Below are 20,055 nucleotides of genomic sequence, written 5' to 3' on the forward strand. Positions count from 1 at the left end.
TTGGTATTTCTTATTTGAGCGTGTCTGAAAAGGCTTCGTCCAACCACTTAATGAAGTTCCGCTTGGCCTTAAATTCGCTACGTAACTGCGTCAGCATGTGCGCAAAAGCAGTGTACTGAGCTGGCGTTTCCAGGCTCTTTTTCAGCTCTTTAAGCAACGCGATGCCCTGTCGATAGCCTTGGTTGTTAGTCTGTTTTACATACAGCCTTACCAAGCGCAGGTACAGTGGTATACGTGCATCGGGAGAGGGCAGGGCTTTGGCCAAGTTGTGCAGCAAGTGCGCTGATACCTGGTGCTCAGTGCACAATGCATGGGCATCATCCAAGCGCCCTTCGAATAAATAAATTTCCAATAAGCTATCTTTTGCTTGCTGCGCCCAGAAAGAGGGCATCTTTTCCGGCGGGTGGGTGATGCGTTCCAGTAGCCAGTCACAGGCCCGCTGGCGATAATCGGTGGCTAACTGATGTGCTTCCATTAGCGCTACTAGCTGCAGGTAATCCTCCAACTGCTGGGTGTGCTGATAGATCCCCCACTGTTGCTCCGCAGCCGCCTCTACTTCGCCGCGATGCAGCTTTAGGCGTATCTCAAGCCGGTTGCGTTCAAGCCGCCAGCGATAGTCGTTTTTTGTCTCGCACTTAGCAGCATAAGTTAGCCATGCTTCCACCTGATCCCAGGCTTCATACTCCATACATAGCTCAGCGGCCTTTAAACAATCCTTCTCATCGCTGAGGGTTTTTTGATACAGCGCCAGTATCGCGGGCAGGTCACCGGCGGCTGTAGCGCGTTTGAGTAACGGATCGCGCAGGCGAATCAATCGGTAGCGCTCATCCCATTCCATGGTGGCCGCTTGGTTCGGCAGCGCATCCAGGGCTTGTTGTAGGCGCTCATGGTAGGCGTCTTGGCTTGCTTGGCTCAGCACGTCCAAATAGGCATCAGGGATCGGAGGGTATCGATCCTCTTCCCCGCCAAACGATTTTTCATACAGATATCCGGCTAGCTTGTCGGCAGGCCAATCGAGCCGCTTTACGGTCTGAATATGCAAAGTGTGCAAGAGGTGTTCGCAGTGGAAACGAAAGCCGCCGGAGTCATCAATGGTTTCCAGTGCTTTATCCATACGCGCGAGTGCGTAATCCACCAGTGCCAAGCTTTTTTCTGGAGGGAGTTGCGGCACCTGCTCGGCCAACTGTTCAATAACGGCTTCTGCCTTACTGAAATAGTGACTCACTTGAGAGTAACGGAACAACCCGCGATTAATGGGCAACGCGGCAGTGATACGTTTTTTCAGCGCCTTGTGATCCAGAACACCAAATGCCGCATCCGCTTTCAACGACCACTGTTGGTGCAGCACCGGGTCATTTTCAATAAGCGATAGCAGCATTTCGACCAGCGAGGGTTTGTCTAACGTCTCTAAGTAAGCGTGAATGCGATCTGAAGTATCGCCCTCTACCAACTGTGCTTGTTTGGCATGCTGTGTGCGGTACGCTAGGGCAACGGCCACGCAGTGCTTGCAGAAATCAATGCCTTCGGAAGCGGGGCAATTACAACCGCCGCTCAAGCCTTGTTTGGTTAACTTCAATGCTACATGGTAAAGCTCGCTGCCTTCGACGTCAGCGCTAATGGTGGCACCGCTTTTATCCCAGTTGATCACCATGCCCTGTTGGTAATATTGAACCCCGCGGGCAAAAGCCGCATCACCCGCCAACATAACCAGCTGTGAGTCTGAAATTAACGTCTCATCCATTGTCGCCACCTGACACTGCTGTAGAGCTAAATGACGTATAGGCTAACATTAACCGCAGGGTGCTGACTGTCACGGGGTATGCGCTAGCAGCGCGCCAAGCAGAAGCAGTGGCGAGAGTAGGGGTAGTGGCATTGCTGGGATGGCCCTCAAAACGCTATAATAGGGGATTAACCTTTCACGCCCCACTTCCTCTCAATCAGGGTGTTGCCGCTATGCTACGTATGGCCCAAGAAGCACTAACGTTCGATGACGTACTCCTCGTTCCCGGCTTCTCCGATGTCCTCCCCAAGGATGTCAGCCTCAAAACCCGCCTGACCCGCAATCTCTCGCTCAATATTCCGCTACTCTCTGCTGCGATGGACACCGTTACCGAAGCGCGTCTGGCGATTGCGATGGCCCAGGAAGGCGGCATCGGCATCATCCATAAGAGCATGGCCATGACCCAGCAAGCCGCTGAGGTGCGCAAGGTCAAAAAGCACGAAAGCGTGATTGTGAAAGACCCGGTCACCGTTAGCCCGAAAGCCAAGCTCGAAGACCTGCTCGCCATGGCCCGTGAATACGGCTTCTCCGGTTTCCCCGTGGTAGAAGGCGAAACCCTGGTGGGTATCGTGACCGAGCGTGACATGCGCTTCCAGCCTAACCACGGTGACAGCGTTGAAGCGATCATGACGCCGCGCGACCGGCTGGTTACCGTCAAAGAAGGTACCGACCTCGAAACCAGCAAAGCCAAGATGCGCGAACACCGCATCGAAAAAATGCTGATCGTTGATGATGAGTTCCATCTGCGCGGCCTGGTCACCTTCCAGGATATCGAAAAAGCCCGCACCTACCCAATGGCCGCCAAAGACAGCGACGGCCGTTTGTTAGTTGGCGCGGCAGTCGGCACCGGCCCGGAAACCCCGGATCGCGTGGCCGCCCTGGCTGAAGCAGGCGTAGACGTGATCATTGTCGATACCGCCCACGGCCACTCCCAAGGCGTTCTCGACCGCGTTCGCTGGATCAAAGAGCACTTCCCGCAGATTCAAGTGATTGGCGGCAACATCGCCACCGCCGGTGCTGCTCGTGCGCTGGCCGAGGCGGGTGCGGATGCCGTTAAAGTCGGTATCGGCCCTGGCTCAATCTGCACCACGCGCATTGTAGCCGGCGTTGGCGTACCGCAAATTACCGCGGTTTCCAACGTGGCCGAAGCGCTTAAAGAGTACGACATTCCGCTGATTGCCGATGGCGGCGTGCGCTACTCCGGTGATTTGGCCAAGGCGATTGCCGCTGGCGCCAGCGCCGTGATGGTCGGCGGCCTGCTGGCTGGTACCGAAGAAGCCCCCGGCGAAGTCGAGCTCTACCAGGGCCGTACCTACAAAGCCTACCGGGGCATGGGCTCCATGGGTGCCATGTCGCAGAGCCAGGGCAGCGCCGACCGCTACTTCCAGGATAAGAGCGAAGGCGCCGAGAAGCTGGTGCCGGAAGGCATTGAAGGCCGCGTTCCCTATAAAGGCATGATGAGCGCCATCGTTCACCAGCTGATGGGCGGGCTGCGTGCCTCCATGGGCTACACCGGCTGCCGCGATATTCAGGAAATGCGCACCAAGCCGGAGTTTGTTCAGATTACCGGCGCTGGCTTTAACGAATCCCACGTCCACAACGTGCAGATCACCAAAGAAGCTCCCAACTATCGGGTGAGCTAACCAGCAGAAGATTTTTGGTTTCCACGTTAAAACGGCGGCGGGCAAAGCTCGCCGCTTGCTTTTTGGCCTTACCAGCGGCACCCACACCGCTTAACCGAGACCCCGCCATGAGTGACATTCACGCCCATAAGATTTTGATTCTCGACTTCGGCTCGCAGTACACCCAACTGATCGCCCGCCGCGTACGCGAGATCGGCGTCTATTCCGAAGTCCGCGCGTTTGATATCACCGAAGAAGAGATCCGCGAGTACAACCCCAACGGCATTATCATGGCCGGTGGCCCGGAATCCGTGACGGAACTGGACTCCCCGCGTGCGCCCCAGTGCGTGTTCGAGATGGGCCTGCCGGTGTTTGGTATTTGCTACGGCATGCAGACCATGGCCGAGCAGCTAGGCGGTAAGGTAGAAGGCTCCAACCAGCGCGAATTCGGCTACGCGCAGATTCAGATCGACGAAAATAACGCGCTGTTCAAAGACATCAAAGACCATGTGGACGCTAAAAGCGGCAAAACCCTGCTGGACGTATGGATGAGCCACGGCGACAAGGTGGCCGAAGCGCCAGCCGAGTTCACCGTGACCGCCTCCACGCCAAGCTGCCCGATTGCCGCCATGGCCTGGGAAGAGAAACAGTTTTACGGCGTACAGTTCCACCCGGAAGTAACCCACACCCTGCAGGGCCAGCGCATTCTCGAGCACTTCGTGCTGGATATCTGCAAAGCCGAAAAGCTGTGGACACCTGCGCAAATCATCGAAGACCAGGTTCAGCGCGTACGCGAGCAAGTGGGCGACCGCCACGTACTGCTTGGCCTCTCCGGCGGTGTGGATTCCTCTGTGGTGGCCGCGCTGCTGCACAAGGCGATTGGCACCCAGCTGACCTGCGTATTCGTCGACAACGGCCTGCTGCGTAAAGCGGAAGGCGACCAAGTCATGGAAACCTTCGCCAAGCATATGGGCGTGAAGGTGATCCGCGTAGACGCCGAAGACCTGTTCCTCGGCAAGCTGAAAGGCGAGAAAGACCCGGAAGCCAAGCGCAAAATCATCGGCAACACCTTCATCGACGTATTCGATGAAGAGGCCAGCAAAATTGAAGGCGTCGAGTTCCTGGCCCAGGGCACTATCTACCCGGACGTGATCGAATCCGCCGCCTCTAAAACCGGCAAAGCGCACGTGATCAAATCCCACCACAACGTCGGTGGCCTGCCGGAAACCATGAAGCTCAAGTTGGTCGAGCCGCTGCGCGAACTGTTTAAAGACGAAGTGCGCAAACTCGGCTTGGAACTCGGCCTGCCCTACGACATGGTCTACCGCCACCCGTTCCCTGGCCCCGGCTTGGGTGTGCGCATCCTTGGCGAAGTGAAGAAAGAGTACGCCGACATCCTCCGCGATGCCGACGCCATCTTTATCGAAGAGCTACGCGCCTCTGGCTGGTACGAAAAAACCAGCCAAGCCTTCGCTGTATTCCTGCCGGTGAAATCGGTAGGCGTGGTCGGCGACGGCCGCCGCTACGAATGGGTCATTGCGCTACGCGCGGTCGAAACCATCGACTTCATGACCGCCCGCTGGGCGCACCTGACCTACGAGCTGCTGGAGAAGGTTTCCAATAGGATTATCAATGAGTTGGAAGGGGTTTCTCGGGTGACTTATGATGTTAGTAGCAAGCCGCCTGCTACTATTGAGTGGGAGTGAGTTTCGCATCACTTAGGTTGTTGATTAGCTAGTTCCCGCAAGGCCGCTCAAAATATCGAGCGGCTTTTTTGTGCTACTATCTATGTGCATAGAGTTCTACTGCTTGCATTCCTCTGGTGGGCAGGCTATTCTGCTAAAACTAAATAACAGTAGAGCTCTATGATGAAAAACCTTTCTGATCTAGCAAGTATTCGAACTGCTGTCGTTATCCGGGGGCAAGCTCTTCAGGAGAGTGCCAACGGGAACGTACGAGCCTTAGCCATCAGGGATCTAGTGGCGAGCAAACCACTGCACTGGCAAGAATTGCCCAAGGTGCTCGTAGAAGAGCGATATCTAAGTCATTGCCTTAAACCTGGCGATGTAGTTATTCCATCACGTGGTGACTATTACAAAGCTTGGGTGTTCGTAGGTGAAGATGTTGAGGGCCCTAAGATCCCTATATTTCCTGTAGGCCAACTCAATGTGATTACTCCCAAGAGTGAATTGGATGCTCAGTACTTGGTTTGGTATCTAAACCAGCGATCAACACAGATCCAGATGAGCAAAATGCTTACAGGTACCAGTATCAAGGCTTTAACGAAGACTGCATTAATGACATTGGAAGTGGAAGTGCCTCCACTCGCCGTACAGAAGCACATCGCAGAGCTGGAGCACACCACCCAGCAGATTAGTGCAATTCGGCATCGATTAAATGAATTAGACAAGATCGAGATTGATTATTTGACGAATCAAATACTGCAAAGCGAGGGGCATCATGCTTGAGCAACAATTCAAAAACAAAATGCTTCCCGCAGTGCGCAAAGCTTGCGATGTTTTTGTCAATTTAGGTGATATTAGCGACTTTAGGGGCGAAATTTTAGCGATGTTATTGCTGAAATATCTCTCTGATACCAGGCGAGAACCAATTGGCCAAAGTACAGAACAACGGACTGATATCGGGCTTGTGGTGCCTCCAGAATCTTGCTTCGACTTGTTATTTAAAAAACAAGGTTCAGGCATCGGTCATCGTATTGATGTGGCGCTCAGTGCACTTGAAGAAGCCAATACTTGCTTATATGGACTATTCCAAGGAATTAAATTCGATTCAATTTTAATGGGTAACACGGCACAGAGAGATCGTGTGCTTGGCCAACTATTAAGTGCCTTTGAGGCATTTGATTTTCGTAAAAGCCCAGAGCAGGCCGCACAAATGGTTGCTTATGCCTGTGAGTCGTTTATCGAATATGTCGCTGAACTAGCAGGTAAGCGAGGGGGGGAATTCTTTACCCCGCCAGAAGTTAGCCAGTTGATAGCTAGACTGGTACAGCCAGAGGAAGGCGAGGCGGTTGCAGATCCGTGTTGTGGTTCTGGTTCGTTGCTGATCGCCTGTAGCCAGTGGGCCCGCATAAATTCTAATGGCATGGGGTGCCGACTATTTGGTCAAGAGATAAATGGTAATACATGGGCTTTAGCTAAATTGAATATGATCCTTCATGGAGAAGTTGAAAGCCAACTGAAGTGGGGAGATACCCTGCGTGAGCCAAAGCTACTTGATCAAGGAGACCTACAAAAATTTGAGGTTGTTGTGTCCAGTCCGCCGTTTTCCCTGCGGGAATGGGGATATGAGCAGGCAGAGAGTGATACGTACAAACGCTATTGGCGCGGTGTTCCGCCCCGAACGGCTGGTGACTACGCGTTCCTGAGTCACATGATTGAGACGCTACATCCAAGCAAAGGACGCATGGCTATGGTGGTATCTCTTGGTGTGCTATTTAGAGGCGCCTCAGAGCAAGATATCCGGAAAGCGTTGATTCAAGAAAATTTGATTGACGCTGTGATTGCTTTACCAACGAAGCTATTTCCCCATACAGGGATTGCAGTAGCGCTCCTAGTGTTTCGCAAAAAAAGGAATGATGAAGAGATTTTGTTTGTTGATGCTAGCTCTTCTTTTGAGCATGGAAAACTTATAAATACTCTTCGTGATGAGGATTTAGATAGGATTGAAAGTACCTACCGTGAGAGAAGAAATGTTGAACAGTATGCTCGCTTGGTAAGTAAAGAAGAGGTATTAAAAAATAAGTGCAACTTGTCAGTTACACGTTATATCCATGTGGATGAAGTTGAAGAAAAAATTGATTTGTTGGAAATTCGAGAAGAGCGAGTTCAGCTCAACGCTAAATTAGCAGATTTGGAAGATAAGCTGGCTAACTTACTGGCGGGCATTGTTGATGCCAAGGATTAAAGTGAGGCACCAGTGATGATTTCTTAGAAACCATTTGTTCTTGAGGGGGCAAGCTACGGTCTACCCAATTGTGTCCATCCACTGAGGAGCTTACTTGGCGGAGACTGGCTAGCAAGAAGAGATCACATTGCACCTTAGAGAACTGAGGTATGTGATATACAAAAGGCAGAGGGGAGGGTAGTCCTATGAGTCGCTATACTGTTTCTGGTAGCGAAGGTGAGCACCAACCCGGTTCGGAAGATAGGGTGCTGGTAAATCTAGTTGAAATCACTGATCCAACAGAGATGAATATTGCAGAAACGGAGCTGCTTGAAGATCTCTATATACAGGTTTTTGACGACTTCCCTGAAACGCTCACTTTCCAAACAATTTGCCAGTGGCACAGAACTTGGCTGGGCAACGTTTATCGTTGGGCGGGGCAATATCGAACCGTTGATATGTCCAAACCGAATATTCGGTTTGCGTCGCCTATACAGATCCAGAAGCTGGCACAAGAGTTCGAAGATCGTTATCTATCACGCTTTGCTAAGCTGCCGGAAATGGACGACGAACAGCTCGTGGCCTTTCTTGCCGAAATGCATGTTGAGTTCATACTTATTCACCCATTCCGAGAGGGTAATGGGAGAATATCGCGCTTACTGTTGGATGTGATGGTCGTCAAAGCAGGTGCTCAACCACTAGATTACAGTCTGTTGAATGAGCATACGAGTTACTACTTCAAGGCGATTCAGGCTGGGCTGAACCGTAACTATCAGTTTATGGAGCGCTTGGTACGAGATATTTTGGAGATGCAATGAAGGTCAACAGATAACCTTAGAAAGCCAAGGTTAACTTGGCAAAGCGACGCGAGCGAGATTTTAAACGCTTCTCCACAGCTGTCGTGCGTTCACCTGTTTCGATCGCGCTTGAGCTGGCGACAGCACGCAAAATACGCTCTCGGGAAACAGTGACTTTATCAGTTGGGGCCTTACGAACCATCACAACGCTCCTAGGCAGATCAATAGTCATTATTATAGCAGTAACCTTGCTGGTGTGTCGTGCCTGTTACCTAGCCTTGTAGGTGGTTAAAAAGGTGGTCAGGTGATGCAATCAAAGCTCATCGAATGCATTTCGACGTGTTAGGTGCTTTTGACTCGCTTATGTTAGATGTAAGCATGGCAAAGGGTGGATTTTCCTAACGATGCGATGCCCCCATGTTAAGATGCCATGCCTTAAAATGCTGAACTGTCTACTATTTAAATTATTTAATAAACAATAGGTTGTAATGATTGCATGAATTACTCGTCCCATAACAGCCTTGTCTCTTTTATCTGGAAAATAGCCGACGACTGCCTCCGAGACGTCTATGTCCGTGGCAAATATCGTGATGTGATCCTGCCTATGGTGGTGCTGCGCCGCTTGGACACGCTGCTAGAGCCAACTAAGGAAGCGGTACTCGAAGAAGTTCGCTACCAGAAAGAAGATATGGAGGAGCTCGAACTTGACGATGCCCCGTTGAAAGCTGCCTCCGGCTATGTCTTTTACAATATCAGCCAGTGGACGCTGAAAAAGCTGCATAGCACTGCGACTAATAACCAGCAAATTATGCTGGCGAACATTGAGGACTACCTTGATGGTTTCAGCGACAACGTCAAAGAGATCATCACCCGCTTCAAGCTCTTTGAGCAGATGCGCCATATGGCGAATAAGCAAGTGCTGCTGGATGTCATTGAGAACTTTGTTTCGCCTCGTATCAATCTGACCCCCCATGATATAGAAGACCCTGAAGGCAATATCTTGCCGGGGTTGTCGAACCTTGGCATGGGCTATGTGTTTGAAGAGCTGATCCGCAAGTTCAACGAGGAGAACAATGAGGAGGCAGGGGAGCACTTCACCCCACGCGAAGTGATTCACCTTATGACCCACCTGATGTTCGACCCGATCAAGGGTCAGCTTCCCCCGCTCATGACGATCTACGACCCCGCCTGCGGGTCGGGCGGGATGCTGACGGAAGCACAGAACTACATCAAAGATCCCGAAGGCCAAATCCAAGCCAAAGGCGACGTCTATCTCTACGGTAAGGAGATCAACGACGAGACCTACGCGATCTGCAAATCGGACATGATGATCAAGGGCAACAACCCTGAAAACATTCGCGTCGGTTCCACGCTCTCAACCGATGAATTTTCGGCCCATCGCTTCGACTTCATGCTCTCCAACCCGCCCTACGGGAAAAGCTGGAACAGCGAGGTCAAATATATCAAGGATGGCAAAGACGTCATTGATCCTCGCTTTCAGGTCGAACTGGCTGATTATTGGGGCAACAAAGAGACCGTAGACGCCACACCGCGCTCTTCCGATGGCCAGCTTCTGTTCCTGATGGAGATGGTCAACAAGATGAAGCCTGCGGGCACTAGTCCGCTTGGCTCGCGTATTGCCAGTGTCCACAACGGCTCCAGCCTGTTTACTGGTGATGCGGGCAGCGGCGAGTCCAATATTCGTCGTTATATCATCGAGAACGATATGCTGGATACCATCATCCAGTTGCCGAATAACCTCTTCTATAATACCGGTATCACTACCTATATCTGGTTGCTGACCAACGCCAAACCCGAAGCACGCAAGGGGCGTGTTCAACTGATCGACGCTAACCTGCTCTACCGTAAGCTGCGCAAGAATTTGGGCGACAAGAACTGCGAGTTTTCTGATGAAGACAAGCACATCCAACAGATTACCGATGCCTATCTAAATTTTGCGCCCATTGAACGTGAGATTGATGCCAACCATGACCCGGTGGGCATTGCCGTGAAGCTCTTCGATAATGAAGATTTCGGCTACCACAAAGTGACCATCGAGCGCCCCGACCGCCGCCGCGCCGGTTTTAGTATTGAACGCATCGCGCCGCTGCGTTTCGATAAAACCCTGCGCGAACCGATGGAGTGGCTTTGGGCGGAGTATGGCGAGAAAGTCTACGGAACTGGTTTTCTAAAAGGTGAAGCCAAGGCCATCACCGCCTGGTGCGAGGAGCTGGGTATTACCCTAAATGCCAAGCAGCGCGGCAAGCTCATCGATACCAAATATTGGATCAAGCTACGCGATCTGCTGAACATTGCTAACCAGCTAATGGACGATATCGGCACTGAGGAAACCGCCGACTTCAATGCCTTCCGCGACGATGTCAGCAAAGCAATCAAAGCTCGCAAGATGAAGGTCTCGGCAGCCGAGAAGAACGCCATTCTGAATGCCGTGAGCTGGTACGACGAAAAAGCGGAGAAGGTGATAGCCAAACATTATCAACTTTCTGCTGATGGGGTGGCAGGCCTTGCCGAGCGCTTTGGATGCAACGTGGAGCAACTGGCAGATTTTGGCTACTACCGCCAGCCCGATGGCAGCTACCTGACCTATGAAAGCGCCACTGACCTGCGCGATGCGGAAAGCGTGCCGCTGAAGGACAGCATCCACGGTTACTTCCTGGCGGAGGTAAAGCCTCACGTAGAGGAGGCCTGGATCAATCTTGACTCAGTCAAGATCGGCTACGAGATCAGCTTTAATAAATATTTCTACCGCCACAAGCCGCTGCGCAGCCTAGAAGAGGTGACGCAGGATATCCTCGCGCTTGAGAAAAAAGCTGACGGATTGATTGCGGATATACTTGGAGTCGAAGTAGCGACGAAGTTGGAGCCGGTGGAATGAACATTATTGCGACATTTCCAAAATCGAAAGTCACGCGAGACAGTGGTACTGAATGGCTAGGCTTAATTCCTTCTGATTGGATGGCCAAGAAAATGAAATTCTTGTTCCGCGAGCATTCGCGGAAGGGCATACCGGAAGCCGAGCTTCTGTCAGTGACGCAAAGTCAAGGAGTTGTCCCGCGAACTTGGGTCGAGAACCGGATGGTCATGCCGTCGGGCAATCTTGAAAGTTTCAAGTTCATAGAGAAAGGAGACTTCGCGATCAGCCTGCGCTCCTTCGAAGGTGGCCTTGAACTCTGCCATCATGATGGCCTCATCTCCCCTGCGTACACGGTCTTGAAACGGCGAAGCAATAATCTAATCGCAGACTATTACCGCTATCTATTCAAGAGTGCTGCTTTCATCTCTGAACTTCAGACATCTATCGTTGGGATTAGGGAAGGCAAAAATATTAGCTTTGAAGAGCTTTCATATTCTCTGATGCCCATCCCGCCCGCTGGGGAACAGCGCGCTATCGTGTCATTTCTGGATAAAAAATGTGCAACCATTGATGAGGCGGTGCGGATCAAAGATGAACAGATCAAGTTGTTGCGTGAGCGTCGGCAGATCCTGATTCAGCAGGCTGTGACTCGCGGCCTGAATCCTGACGCCCCCATGCAGGACAGCGGCATCGACTGGATTGGGGAGGTTCCTGCGCATTGGGAGATACTCAAGCTACGAAATATTGGGCGTTTCCAAAACGGTATTAGCGAAGGTGCTGAATACTTTGGATCTGGTGCTCCCTTTGTGACCTACGGTGACGTCTTTAACAACGAGATTCTTCCAGGTACGCCATCAGGCCTAGCTGCATCGGATAGGCGAGCTCAATATTTATATTCTGTCAAAAAAGGCGATGTATTTTTTACAAGAACATCAGAGGTTGCGTCTGAAATTGGGATTGCTTGTGCTTGTATGGCTGATATTTCGATGGCGACATTTTCAGGATTTTTGATTCGTTTTAGGCCTACAGAGGGTCTCATAGACCCCAGTTTTGCGCGCTTCCTATTTCGTAGCAATTACGTACGAGTATTCTTTGCCCATGAGGTAAATATTGTCACCAGAGCTTCACTCGGGCAGGGGCTATTAAAAAACCTACCAGTGTTCACACCGCCAATTGGCGAACAAAAGGCCATTGCGCGAAAGCTTGCATCCGTAACTTCACGAATAGATACAGCCATTTCAATCAAGCAAGACCAGATCGCCACGCTCAAGGAATACAAAACGAGTCTGATCAATTCAGCGGTAACGGGCAAGATCAAGGTGATTTAAGGGGCAGTTATGAGCTATGCGGTCAGCAATACTACGGAAAAGGCGCTGGAACAGGCTATTGAGCGGCAACTAGCCGGTACTACGACAGAAGCGCAGGTGCAGGGCGTAACGGAGGGCATTGCCTATGGCGTGGGCGCTTACCGCATCGGCCATACCGCCGACTTTGACCCTGCGCTGGCGCTGGATAGCGTCAAGTTCTGGGCATTTCTGGAGGTGACCCAAGCCAAGGCGCTCGAAAAGCTAAAAGCCCGTAACCCCGCTGACTGGCAGGCTAAGATCCTTGGTCAATTCGATAAGCTGGTGAAGCGCAAGGGCATATTGCATCTGTTAAAAAAGGGCCTCCCGGTTGAGGATGCCCATTTTACGTTGATGTATCCCGCGCCGCTGGCCAGCTCCTCGCCCAAGGTGCACGACAACTTTGCCGCCAATATCTGGAGCGTAACCCGTCAGGTTCACCACTCGTTGGCCAACCCGAATGAATCCGTGGATATGGTGCTGTTCGTCAACGGGCTGCCTATCGTCACGCTGGAGCTGAAAAACGCCTGGACGAATCAAACAGCCCGCTACCATGGGCAGAAGCAATACCGCGACCGGGATGCCAGCCAACCGCTGATGCAGTTCGGTCGCGTGCTGGTGCATATGACCGCTGATACCGACGAGGTCTGGATGGCCACCAAACTGTCCGGCAGCTCGACCTACTTCCTGCCTTTCAATAAGGGCTATAATGAGGGGGCGGGCAACCCGCCTAACCCTAACGGCCATAAGACCTCTTACCTGTGGGAAGAGGTTTTCCAGCCTAAAAGCCTCGCCGGAATTATCCAGCATTTTGTGCTGCTGGAAGGCAAAAGCAGCGATCCGCTGGCAAAGAAGAACCTTATCTTCCCGCGTTATCAACAGCTCGATGTTGTGCGAAGTCTGCTCAATCACACCGCCACACACGGTGTTGGGCACAGCTATCTTATCCAGCACTCCGCGGGGTCGGGCAAGTCCAACAGTATTACCTGGGCGGCCTATCAGTTGATCGAGAGTTATCCCAAACAGCTGGACTTGCCAGGCGCAAAAGCACTGGATGCACCGCTATTCGATAGCGTGATTGTGGTAACGGATCGTCGCCTGCTGGATAAGCAACTGCGCGATAACATCCGCGACTTCTCCGAAGTGAAAAACATCGTTGCCCCGGCAATGCGGTCAGCGGATCTCAAGGCAGCGCTGGAGAACGGTAAGAAGATCATCATTACGACGATTCAGAAGTTCCCCTTCATCATCGACGGCATTGAAGATCTAAGCGAAAAGCGTTTTGCGGTGATTATCGATGAAGCCCACAGCGGGCAGAGCGGCTTGGCCCACGACAAAATGAACCAGGCCATGGGCGGGGGCGAAGACGCTGATGCTGAAGACAATCAGGACAAGGTGCTACAAGCCATGCGGGCGAGAAAGATGCGCGGCAATGCCTCTTATTTTGCCTTCACCGCTACACCGAAAAACAGCACCTTGGAAAAATTTGGTGTGCCGCAGGCGGATGGCAGTTTCAAACCCTTTCACCTCTACAGTATGAAACAGGCCATTGAGGAGGGTTTCATCCTTGATGTGCTAGCCAACTACACCACCTACAAGGGTTATTACGAGATACAGAAGTCCATAGAAGGCAATCCGCTATTCGACACCGCCAAGGCGCAGAAGCAGCTGCGCGCCTATGTTGAGCGCAGCCAGCAGACGATCAACATTAAGGCTGAAGTCATGGTGGAAGACTTCGTCGATAACGTGGTGAATAAGAAGAAGCTGCGCGGTAAGGGCAAGGGAATGATCATCACCCAAAATATCGAGATGGCCATTCGCTACTACAAAGCCGTCCAGTCCGAATTGGAAAAGCGCGGAAACCCATTCAAAGCGCTTATCGCCTTCTCGGGCGAGAAGGAGGTCGATGGCATTAAGTATACAGAGGCCGAGATTAACGGCTTGCCGGAAGACAAAACTCGGAAGGCATTCGACAAGGACGAATATCGTCTGCTTGTCGTGGCAAACAAATACCTGACGGGCTTCGACCAGCCGAAGCTCTGCGCCATGTATATCGACAAAAAGCTGCAATTCGTTCTTGCCGTGCAGGCGCTATCCCGCTTGAACCGCTCAGCGCCGAAGTTGAATAAGCGCACTGAGGATCTGTTCGTACTCGACTTCTTCAACTCCACCGAAGATATCAAGACCGCTTTCGACCCTTTCTTTACCGTTACTTCGCTATCGCAGGCAACCGACGTCAATGTTCTGCATGAGTTGAAAGAGAGCCTTGATGATGAGGGCGTCTACGAATGGGCTGAGGTTGAGGATTTTTGTAAACGCTTTTTCGATCAAGAAGACGCGCAGCAGTTAAGTCCGCTAATCGATACGGCGGCTGAACGTTTTAATGACAGCCTGGCGCTCGAAGATTCCGAGAAGATTGATTACAAAATCAAGGCCAAGCAGTTTGTAAAGATCTACGGGCAGATGGCGTCGATCATGCCCTTCGAGGTGCTGGCTTGGGAGCAGCTGTTCTGGTTCCTGAAGTTTCTTATCCCGAAACTGAAGATCAAAGACCCAAATCAGGATGAGCTCGATGAGCTTCTTGAGTCCGTCGATCTGTCGTCATACGGGTTAGGGCGCACTAGGCTAAATTACTCGATTGCGCTGGATGCTGAGGAAGCAACACTCGATCCCCAGAACCCTAATCCACGCGGATACCGAGAAGATGAAGCTCAAAAAGATCCGCTGGAAGAGATCATTCGCAGCTTTAACGAGCGCTGGTTTCAAGGTTGGGGGGCAACCCCAGAGGAACAGCGCGTGAAGTTTCTGAATATTCTGGATAGCGTTCAGGCACACCCGGACTATGAAGAGAAATTTAGCGAAAATCCTGATCCCTATTCCCGTGACCTTGCGTTTGAAAAGATCATGAGGGATGTGATGCTGAAGAGACGCAAAGAAGAGATGGAGCTGTACAAGCTGCACGCCCAAGACCCAACGTTTAAGGCATCTTTTTACCAAAGCCTCAAGAACGCCCTTCCAAAACCGGGATTGGGGAGCAACTTGTTATAGGCTTAAGGCAGTCTGAAGGCTCGTATATGATTTTCAGCGATTTACACCTTTTATAAATATGGAGTGAAAATGACATTCCCCCAAGCCCGCCCAACCTCCATTCGCATCTTCCTTGCTGATGGCACTCCTGAGGGTTTGCGAATCGTGGAGAAATCCAACTGGACGGGCAGGGCGGTGGTGGCTAACCGTTCACAGCTTGAGCGTGCGCTGGCTAGAAGCGAAATGGCGCAACCGGGTGTCTATGTGCTCAGCGGGCTAACGGAAGAGGGTGTTGCCAAGCTATATGTGGGTGAAGCCGATGCGCTAGGAGAGCGTATTAAGCAGCATGTCTCGGGTAAGGAGTTTTGGACGCGGGCAGTTGCCTTCACCAGCACCAACGAGGGCTTGAACAAAGCCAACGTGCGTTACCTGGAAGCAGGTTTACTGGCTCTGGCGAAGACCGCTAACCAGTGGGCGCTAGATAACGGCACCTTTCCTGCACCGCCCCCGCTTTCTGAAGCCGACCGTGCCGATGCTGAGTGGTTTTTAGCTGAAATGCTGGTGATTTTTCCGCTGTTGGGAATTGATGCGTTTGAAGCAGCTAGCAGCCAAGCCGCTGCGTCATCTTCAGAGCAAGTCGAGCCGCCGCTTACGCTCTATCTCAATGAACGTGGGGCCGAGGGTGCTGGTAGAGAAGTAGCCGATGGCTTTGTGGTAATAAAAGGCTCATTGGCTCGTGCTGAAGAGACGCTCTCTATTCACGACTACATGCGCGAACAGCGTCAACTTCTGCAAGAACGCGGTGTGCTCGCGCCGCTAGATGGAAAGCTGGTGTTTACCCAAGATTTCCGCTTTTCATCCCCCTCAACAGCGGCAGGCGTATTGGTAGGCGGCAGCGCCAATGGTCGGCTGGCCTGGAAAGATGCCAGCGGAAAAACTTTGAAGGCCATTCAGGATGAGCGCTTGGCGAGTATTTAATATGTGCTTACTGAGCTTCCCCGAGGCTCAATAAGATTCTCTACCTAATACCGCTTTTGAGCATACTCAGCAGGTGGCAGTTAATTGAGTGGGAGACTGAAACAACACTGCACTTGCGGCAAAAGAGGCGATGCGCCCAAGTCGCTGTGTGCTTTACTATCTGCACTTGTTATTCACGGAGGAATCACCCATGGCCATAGGTGGCTTGATAGGATTACTGGATGACATTGCCGCATTGGCGAAGTTGACCGCAGCATCACTGGACGATGTGAGTGCCGCCGCTGGGCGTGCGACGGCGAAGGCGGCTGGGGTGGTGGTCGATGATACAGCGGTGACGCCGCAATATTTGCAGGGAGTGGCAGCGGAGCGTGAACTGTCGCTTGTGAAGCAGATCGCGCTGGGATCGATCCGCAACAAGCTGATTTTTATCTTGCCAATGGCGCTGCTGCTGAATCACTTTTTGCCCGCGCTATTGCCGATCATCTTGATGGTGGGCGGCCTTATTTGGCCTATGAGGGTGCTGAGAAGGTCTGGCACAAGCTCTCAGGCAATCATGATGATGACAAGCCAGCAGTAGAGAAGGGGCCGGTGGCCGAGAAGAGATCGTGAGTGGTGCCATTCGAACCGATCTGATTCTGTCCGCCGAAATCATGGTGATTGCGCTTGCCACTGCCTACCATCAGGGATTCTGGTCACAGCTGGCGAGCCTAGTAGTGGTGGCGTTTTTCATCACTATTTTGGTGTATGGCGTGGTGGCTGAGGCCTGCAAGCAGTCCCATTAAGTGATCTCCATTCTTGGAGCATTCCCCTTATATCAGCCCCATCGATGTGGCCTTAAACAATGCGTGCTTAACGGTATAGACATTCATCTTTTCAACTATATTATTGGTATGGAATCTAACTGTTCGCTCAGATAAGTCCAGTATAATGCTGATTTCGTTGTAAGTTTTTCCAAACTTAAGAAGGTTGGCGACTTCTAGTTCTCGTAGAGTCAGCTCTTTATAGTCAGGTGTCTCTTGGTGCTTTTCAAAAATACTTAAAAGGTTATATAAATGCAGCTTCGCCATATCATCAAAATTTTTATTGAATTGAGATGTGGAGTTGTTAGTATAGATAGTTAAAATAGTCTTGGAGTTCCAGGTGTTTATAGAGCAAGAGATTCCGAGAGATATGTTATATGTTTTTGTAAGATAGGTAATGTCTGAGTCGTAGTACTCTTCTGGTGACCACTTGAAAGGCGTTATGTGATGCTTCGCTTCTTTAACTATTTCGCTTTTAATATACATTTTCCTATTTAGAAATTCAGTCTTCCACTCTTCTGGAAGGCTGGTTTCTAAATCAATTTCCATCCCGTTTCGGATAGTTAATAACGAGTATCGATCCTCACCAAAATTCATTAAATACGACTTGAGCATGAGGCCTAGCCTGCTGCAACTATCTACCATGAGGTTTCACCATAGATATCTTAGCTGATTTAATGGTACCGACTATGTCTTTTAATATAAGCCTAACATAAATTAATATACCGGTAACCTAGGTGTTTTTCAAGGAAACCTAGCTACATTCTAAATTCAAGAACGCGAGGTGAGTGATATTGCGGTCATCGAGTGCCTAAATCGTCATATCTTCGGTAATACCGGCATCAAGCCGCACGCCGACGCGGCAAATGCCGGAAACGGTAGGCCATCGAGTGTGCTTAACTCTACTGTTTGTTCCTTCAGGTAGCTCTCGTCGGGGTTGATCGACAGAGCTGTTGAATAGCTTTGTAGAAGCACGGGTGCTTTCACCCACAGTGGATGGCTGCTTGAAATTATGTTTTTGCAGAAATGTATCGATTATAAAAGAGGTTACCATCCACCTTTTTTAAGCCTATCTTATAAGTCAGTTGGGTTTAATATTCGGCATACTTTTTCCTTTCAATAATTACCATCAGCAGAAATAGCCCTAAGCACATTGTCAAAACGCCATTCCAACTGCTAATTGTGTATACAATCGACGAGGTGAATCCACCTGCGGCACCGCCCAACATGAAGAATGTCATATAATTACTAGCTGCTTGCGCCTCCTTTTCCTTGCTTCTAGAATATAATTTCTTTTGGTTTGATACATGAATGAGCTGGATTAATGCATCAAACAGTGCAGTGAACCCTCCTAGCCAAATTAAACTGTTTGGTAGTGCTATAGCGCATGCCAATAGTGCAATTCCAGTCATGAAAAGCCGGAGACTTGTCTTGAATATCGATCCAGTTATAACCGGAGCGTAAATAGCAACAAGTGCTCCTAATACCCCCAAAAGAGAGAATAAGGCGATTTCTGTTGTAGAGAAGTCGAGTGACTGGTCAAGGTAAGTCGCAATATTAGTCCAGAAGGCTGTAAATGAAAACATCGTTGCAAAGCCATAGAAACAATATAGTCGGACGCTTCTATCTTCTAAAGTTGCCATAATATTGCTGCGTATGACATTCAAGTAACTAATATTTTTTTCTTTATCCTCACTATTAGGCTTCATGTTTTTAAGGACAAAGGTTGCCCCCAAAAGCATAAGAAAAAAAGAAACTATATAAATGCCACGCCAACCTAAGAAGTTTGATAAAATTCCTGATGCGAATCTAGATCCAATAATGCCAAGAAGAACACCTCCCATAATATATCCAATGATATTCTCATGTTTTTTATCTCTGTTATAAAAAGCAATTATCAAAGGAACAGAAGATGCGCCCACTCCTATGAGCGCATATCCTCCAAGGAGTATGTTGAAATTAGTCGAGAAATAGACCAAAAACAAGCCTGTGCAGAGACATATATAGAGGGCACCAATGATTTTTCTTCTATCTATTACATCAGCAACAGGAATAAAGAAGATTAATGATAGAACATTTCCTATCAGTTGTGCTGTGAATAGATTGGTGCTTTGTACATAGGTAATTCCTAGAGATTCAGATATCTTTAAAAATAAAGGCTGGATGTAATACATATTTGCGGCCGTGAGGCCACAAATAATGGGAATTGCAATAATAGTTAATTTGTCTTTTGTCATGACCAAAGCGTACCTCCAGTTAACATTTTATCGATGGAAAAGATATGATCTTCATCTATATCTGAAAAATATTTGACCATATGCTTGACGCCAGTGCGTTGCATCTCCATAAGTTGATAGTTATGATTCATTGATGCAGGTACACCGATAAATCCTGAACCAATAGATTTACAAGTTTCTGCAACACGATTAATGTCATCAATGAAAATAACCTCACTTGGATTGCAACAAAGAACTTCTTCTATAATTTGTAACATGCCAGGTCGTTTAGCATTAATATCAATATAGGGGGTTTCTGAGTCGAAGAGATTTTTATATTTTGATAAAAATCGGTCAAAACTATATTCGCGATTCCTTCCACCATACGATATGACTTTCATGCCAAGTTTGTTAAATACCTTTAAAGGAACTTCTATTTTAGGCATAATCTCAACTGGGTGTTCTTCTAGATACTCTTCACGAAGCTTAAAGAAATCACTAATTACCTTTTCACCTGGGTGTGGTAACTTACATGCTAATGAAAGGTTGTGACCAGCAGTAATCTGAGGAGAACCCCAGACAGAACGTTCGATCGAAGAGGTATATTCTACTCCATATTTTTCTACGAACTTCTTTATAACAGGGCTATATGTGTCGTTTAATAATACGCCATCTGTATCGATCGCAATATATTTTATATTCTTAAGCATG

16 protein-coding genes are annotated in these 20,055 nt (G+C 49.9%); 11 read left to right on the plus strand and 5 right to left on the minus strand.

Annotation, left to right across the window (positions count from 1 at the left end; all coding sequences use genetic code 11):
- Positions 1–10 precede the first annotated feature (10 nt).
- Positions 11–1,741, minus strand: a complete 1,731-nt coding sequence (locus E0L35_RS17460) for a hypothetical protein (RefSeq protein ID WP_138800974.1) — start codon at positions 1,739–1,741, stop codon at positions 11–13.
- 212 nt (positions 1,742–1,953) lie between these two features.
- Between E0L35_RS17460 and guaB the strand changes: the two genes are divergently transcribed.
- The 5 genes from guaB to E0L35_RS17485 all read left to right on the plus strand — a co-directional run bounded on the left by guaB (position 1,954) and on the right by E0L35_RS17485 (position 8,126).
- The gene (guaB, locus tag E0L35_RS17465) at positions 1,954–3,423 is read left to right on the plus strand and encodes an IMP dehydrogenase (protein ID WP_022519926.1); all 1,470 of its coding nucleotides are present in this window, start codon (positions 1,954–1,956) and stop codon (positions 3,421–3,423) included.
- 107 nt (positions 3,424–3,530) lie between these two features.
- Positions 3,531–5,108 (plus strand): glutamine-hydrolyzing GMP synthase, encoded by a 1,578-nt coding sequence (gene guaA, locus E0L35_RS17470; protein WP_138800975.1) that lies wholly within the window; start codon positions 3,531–3,533, stop codon positions 5,106–5,108.
- Positions 5,109–5,270: 162 nt separating this feature from the next.
- Positions 5,271–5,870, plus strand: a complete 600-nt coding sequence (locus E0L35_RS17475; RefSeq protein ID WP_171051182.1) for a restriction endonuclease subunit S — start codon at positions 5,271–5,273, stop codon at positions 5,868–5,870.
- Positions 5,863–7,329, plus strand: coding sequence for a class I SAM-dependent DNA methyltransferase (locus E0L35_RS17480; protein ID WP_138800977.1), 1,467 nt, complete (start codon positions 5,863–5,865; stop codon positions 7,327–7,329). The genes E0L35_RS17475 and E0L35_RS17480 overlap by 8 nt, the downstream gene beginning before the upstream one ends.
- Positions 7,330–7,514: 185 nt before the next feature.
- The gene (locus E0L35_RS17485) at positions 7,515–8,126 is read left to right on the plus strand and encodes a Fic family protein (RefSeq protein WP_138800978.1); all 612 of its coding nucleotides are present in this window, start codon (positions 7,515–7,517) and stop codon (positions 8,124–8,126) included.
- 16 nt (positions 8,127–8,142) lie between these two features.
- Here the strand turns inward: E0L35_RS17485 and E0L35_RS26310 are convergent, their stop codons facing one another.
- A complete protein-coding gene (locus E0L35_RS26310; RefSeq protein WP_171051183.1) occupies positions 8,143–8,307 on the minus strand; it encodes a hypothetical protein in 165 nt (54 codons plus the stop codon).
- A gap of 294 nt (positions 8,308–8,601) precedes the next feature.
- On the opposite strand from E0L35_RS26310, the gene E0L35_RS17490 reads away from it, so the two are divergent.
- The 6 genes from E0L35_RS17490 to E0L35_RS26880 all read left to right on the plus strand — a co-directional run bounded on the left by E0L35_RS17490 (position 8,602) and on the right by E0L35_RS26880 (position 17,110).
- On the plus strand, positions 8,602–11,001 hold the full coding sequence (locus E0L35_RS17490) for a class I SAM-dependent DNA methyltransferase (protein ID WP_138800979.1): 2,400 nt from the start codon (positions 8,602–8,604) through the stop codon (positions 10,999–11,001).
- Positions 10,998–12,308: a restriction endonuclease subunit S gene (locus tag E0L35_RS17495; protein WP_138800980.1), complete on the plus strand. Its 1,311-nt coding sequence runs from the start codon at positions 10,998–11,000 to the stop codon at positions 12,306–12,308. Before E0L35_RS17490 ends, E0L35_RS17495 begins: the two co-directional genes overlap by 4 nt.
- Positions 12,309–12,317: 9 nt before the next feature.
- Positions 12,318–15,371, plus strand: coding sequence for a DEAD/DEAH box helicase family protein (locus E0L35_RS17500; protein ID WP_138800981.1), 3,054 nt, complete (start codon positions 12,318–12,320; stop codon positions 15,369–15,371).
- Between the two features lie 69 nt (positions 15,372–15,440).
- The gene (locus tag E0L35_RS17505) at positions 15,441–16,328 is read left to right on the plus strand and encodes a GIY-YIG nuclease family protein (protein WP_138800982.1); all 888 of its coding nucleotides are present in this window, start codon (positions 15,441–15,443) and stop codon (positions 16,326–16,328) included.
- 190 nt (positions 16,329–16,518) lie between these two features.
- Positions 16,519–16,905 (plus strand): DUF808 family protein, encoded by a 387-nt coding sequence (locus E0L35_RS17510; RefSeq protein WP_283241543.1) that lies wholly within the window; start codon positions 16,519–16,521, stop codon positions 16,903–16,905.
- 28 nt (positions 16,906–16,933) lie between these two features.
- Positions 16,934–17,110: a DUF808 family protein gene (locus E0L35_RS26880; protein ID WP_283241544.1), complete on the plus strand. Its 177-nt coding sequence runs from the start codon at positions 16,934–16,936 to the stop codon at positions 17,108–17,110.
- Between the two features lie 27 nt (positions 17,111–17,137).
- On the opposite strand, the gene E0L35_RS17515 is transcribed toward E0L35_RS26880, so the two are convergent.
- The 3 genes from E0L35_RS17515 to E0L35_RS17525 all read right to left on the minus strand — a co-directional run bounded on the left by E0L35_RS17515 (position 17,138) and on the right by E0L35_RS17525 (position 20,054).
- On the minus strand, positions 17,138–17,773 hold the full coding sequence (locus E0L35_RS17515; RefSeq protein ID WP_138800983.1) for a LuxR family transcriptional regulator: 636 nt from the start codon (positions 17,771–17,773) through the stop codon (positions 17,138–17,140).
- Between the two features lie 446 nt (positions 17,774–18,219).
- The gene (locus E0L35_RS17520; RefSeq protein ID WP_138800984.1) at positions 18,220–19,365 is read right to left on the minus strand and encodes an MFS transporter; all 1,146 of its coding nucleotides are present in this window, start codon (positions 19,363–19,365) and stop codon (positions 18,220–18,222) included.
- A complete protein-coding gene (locus E0L35_RS17525) occupies positions 19,362–20,054 on the minus strand; it encodes an HAD family hydrolase (protein ID WP_138800985.1) in 693 nt (230 codons plus the stop codon). The genes E0L35_RS17520 and E0L35_RS17525 overlap by 4 nt, the downstream gene beginning before the upstream one ends.
- Position 20,055: the final 1 nt, after the last annotated feature.

The sequence above is a fragment of the Halomonas sp. ATBC28 genome, from assembly GCF_005937175.1.
In the GTDB taxonomy this organism is placed as follows: domain Bacteria; phylum Pseudomonadota; class Gammaproteobacteria; order Pseudomonadales; family Halomonadaceae; genus Vreelandella; species Vreelandella titanicae.

What these genes read in the sequence shown, in the direction of transcription:
- E0L35_RS17460 (WP_138800974.1), bottom strand. Translation starts at nt 1,741, where the DNA reads ATGGATGAGACGTTAATTTCAGACTCACAGCTGGTTATGTTGGCGGGT.
- guaB (WP_022519926.1), top strand. Translation starts at nt 1,954, where the DNA reads ATGCTACGTATGGCCCAAGAAGCACTAACGTTCGATGACGTACTCCTC.
- guaA (WP_138800975.1), top strand. Translation starts at nt 3,531, where the DNA reads ATGAGTGACATTCACGCCCATAAGATTTTGATTCTCGACTTCGGCTCG.
- E0L35_RS17475 (WP_171051182.1), top strand. Translation starts at nt 5,271, where the DNA reads ATGAAAAACCTTTCTGATCTAGCAAGTATTCGAACTGCTGTCGTTATC.
- E0L35_RS17480 (WP_138800977.1), top strand. Translation starts at nt 5,863, where the DNA reads ATGCTTGAGCAACAATTCAAAAACAAAATGCTTCCCGCAGTGCGCAAA.
- E0L35_RS17485 (WP_138800978.1), top strand. Translation starts at nt 7,515, where the DNA reads ATGAGTCGCTATACTGTTTCTGGTAGCGAAGGTGAGCACCAACCCGGT.
- E0L35_RS26310 (WP_171051183.1), bottom strand. Translation starts at nt 8,307, where the DNA reads ATGGTTCGTAAGGCCCCAACTGATAAAGTCACTGTTTCCCGAGAGCGT.
- E0L35_RS17490 (WP_138800979.1), top strand. Translation starts at nt 8,602, where the DNA reads ATGAATTACTCGTCCCATAACAGCCTTGTCTCTTTTATCTGGAAAATA.
- E0L35_RS17495 (WP_138800980.1), top strand. Translation starts at nt 10,998, where the DNA reads ATGAACATTATTGCGACATTTCCAAAATCGAAAGTCACGCGAGACAGT.
- E0L35_RS17500 (WP_138800981.1), top strand. Translation starts at nt 12,318, where the DNA reads ATGAGCTATGCGGTCAGCAATACTACGGAAAAGGCGCTGGAACAGGCT.
- E0L35_RS17505 (WP_138800982.1), top strand. Translation starts at nt 15,441, where the DNA reads ATGACATTCCCCCAAGCCCGCCCAACCTCCATTCGCATCTTCCTTGCT.
- E0L35_RS17510 (WP_283241543.1), top strand. Translation starts at nt 16,519, where the DNA reads ATGGCCATAGGTGGCTTGATAGGATTACTGGATGACATTGCCGCATTG.
- E0L35_RS17515 (WP_138800983.1), bottom strand. Translation starts at nt 17,773, where the DNA reads ATGGTAGATAGTTGCAGCAGGCTAGGCCTCATGCTCAAGTCGTATTTA.
- E0L35_RS17520 (WP_138800984.1), bottom strand. Translation starts at nt 19,365, where the DNA reads ATGACAAAAGACAAATTAACTATTATTGCAATTCCCATTATTTGTGGC.
- E0L35_RS17525 (WP_138800985.1), bottom strand. Translation starts at nt 20,054, where the DNA reads ATGCTTAAGAATATAAAATATATTGCGATCGATACAGATGGCGTATTA.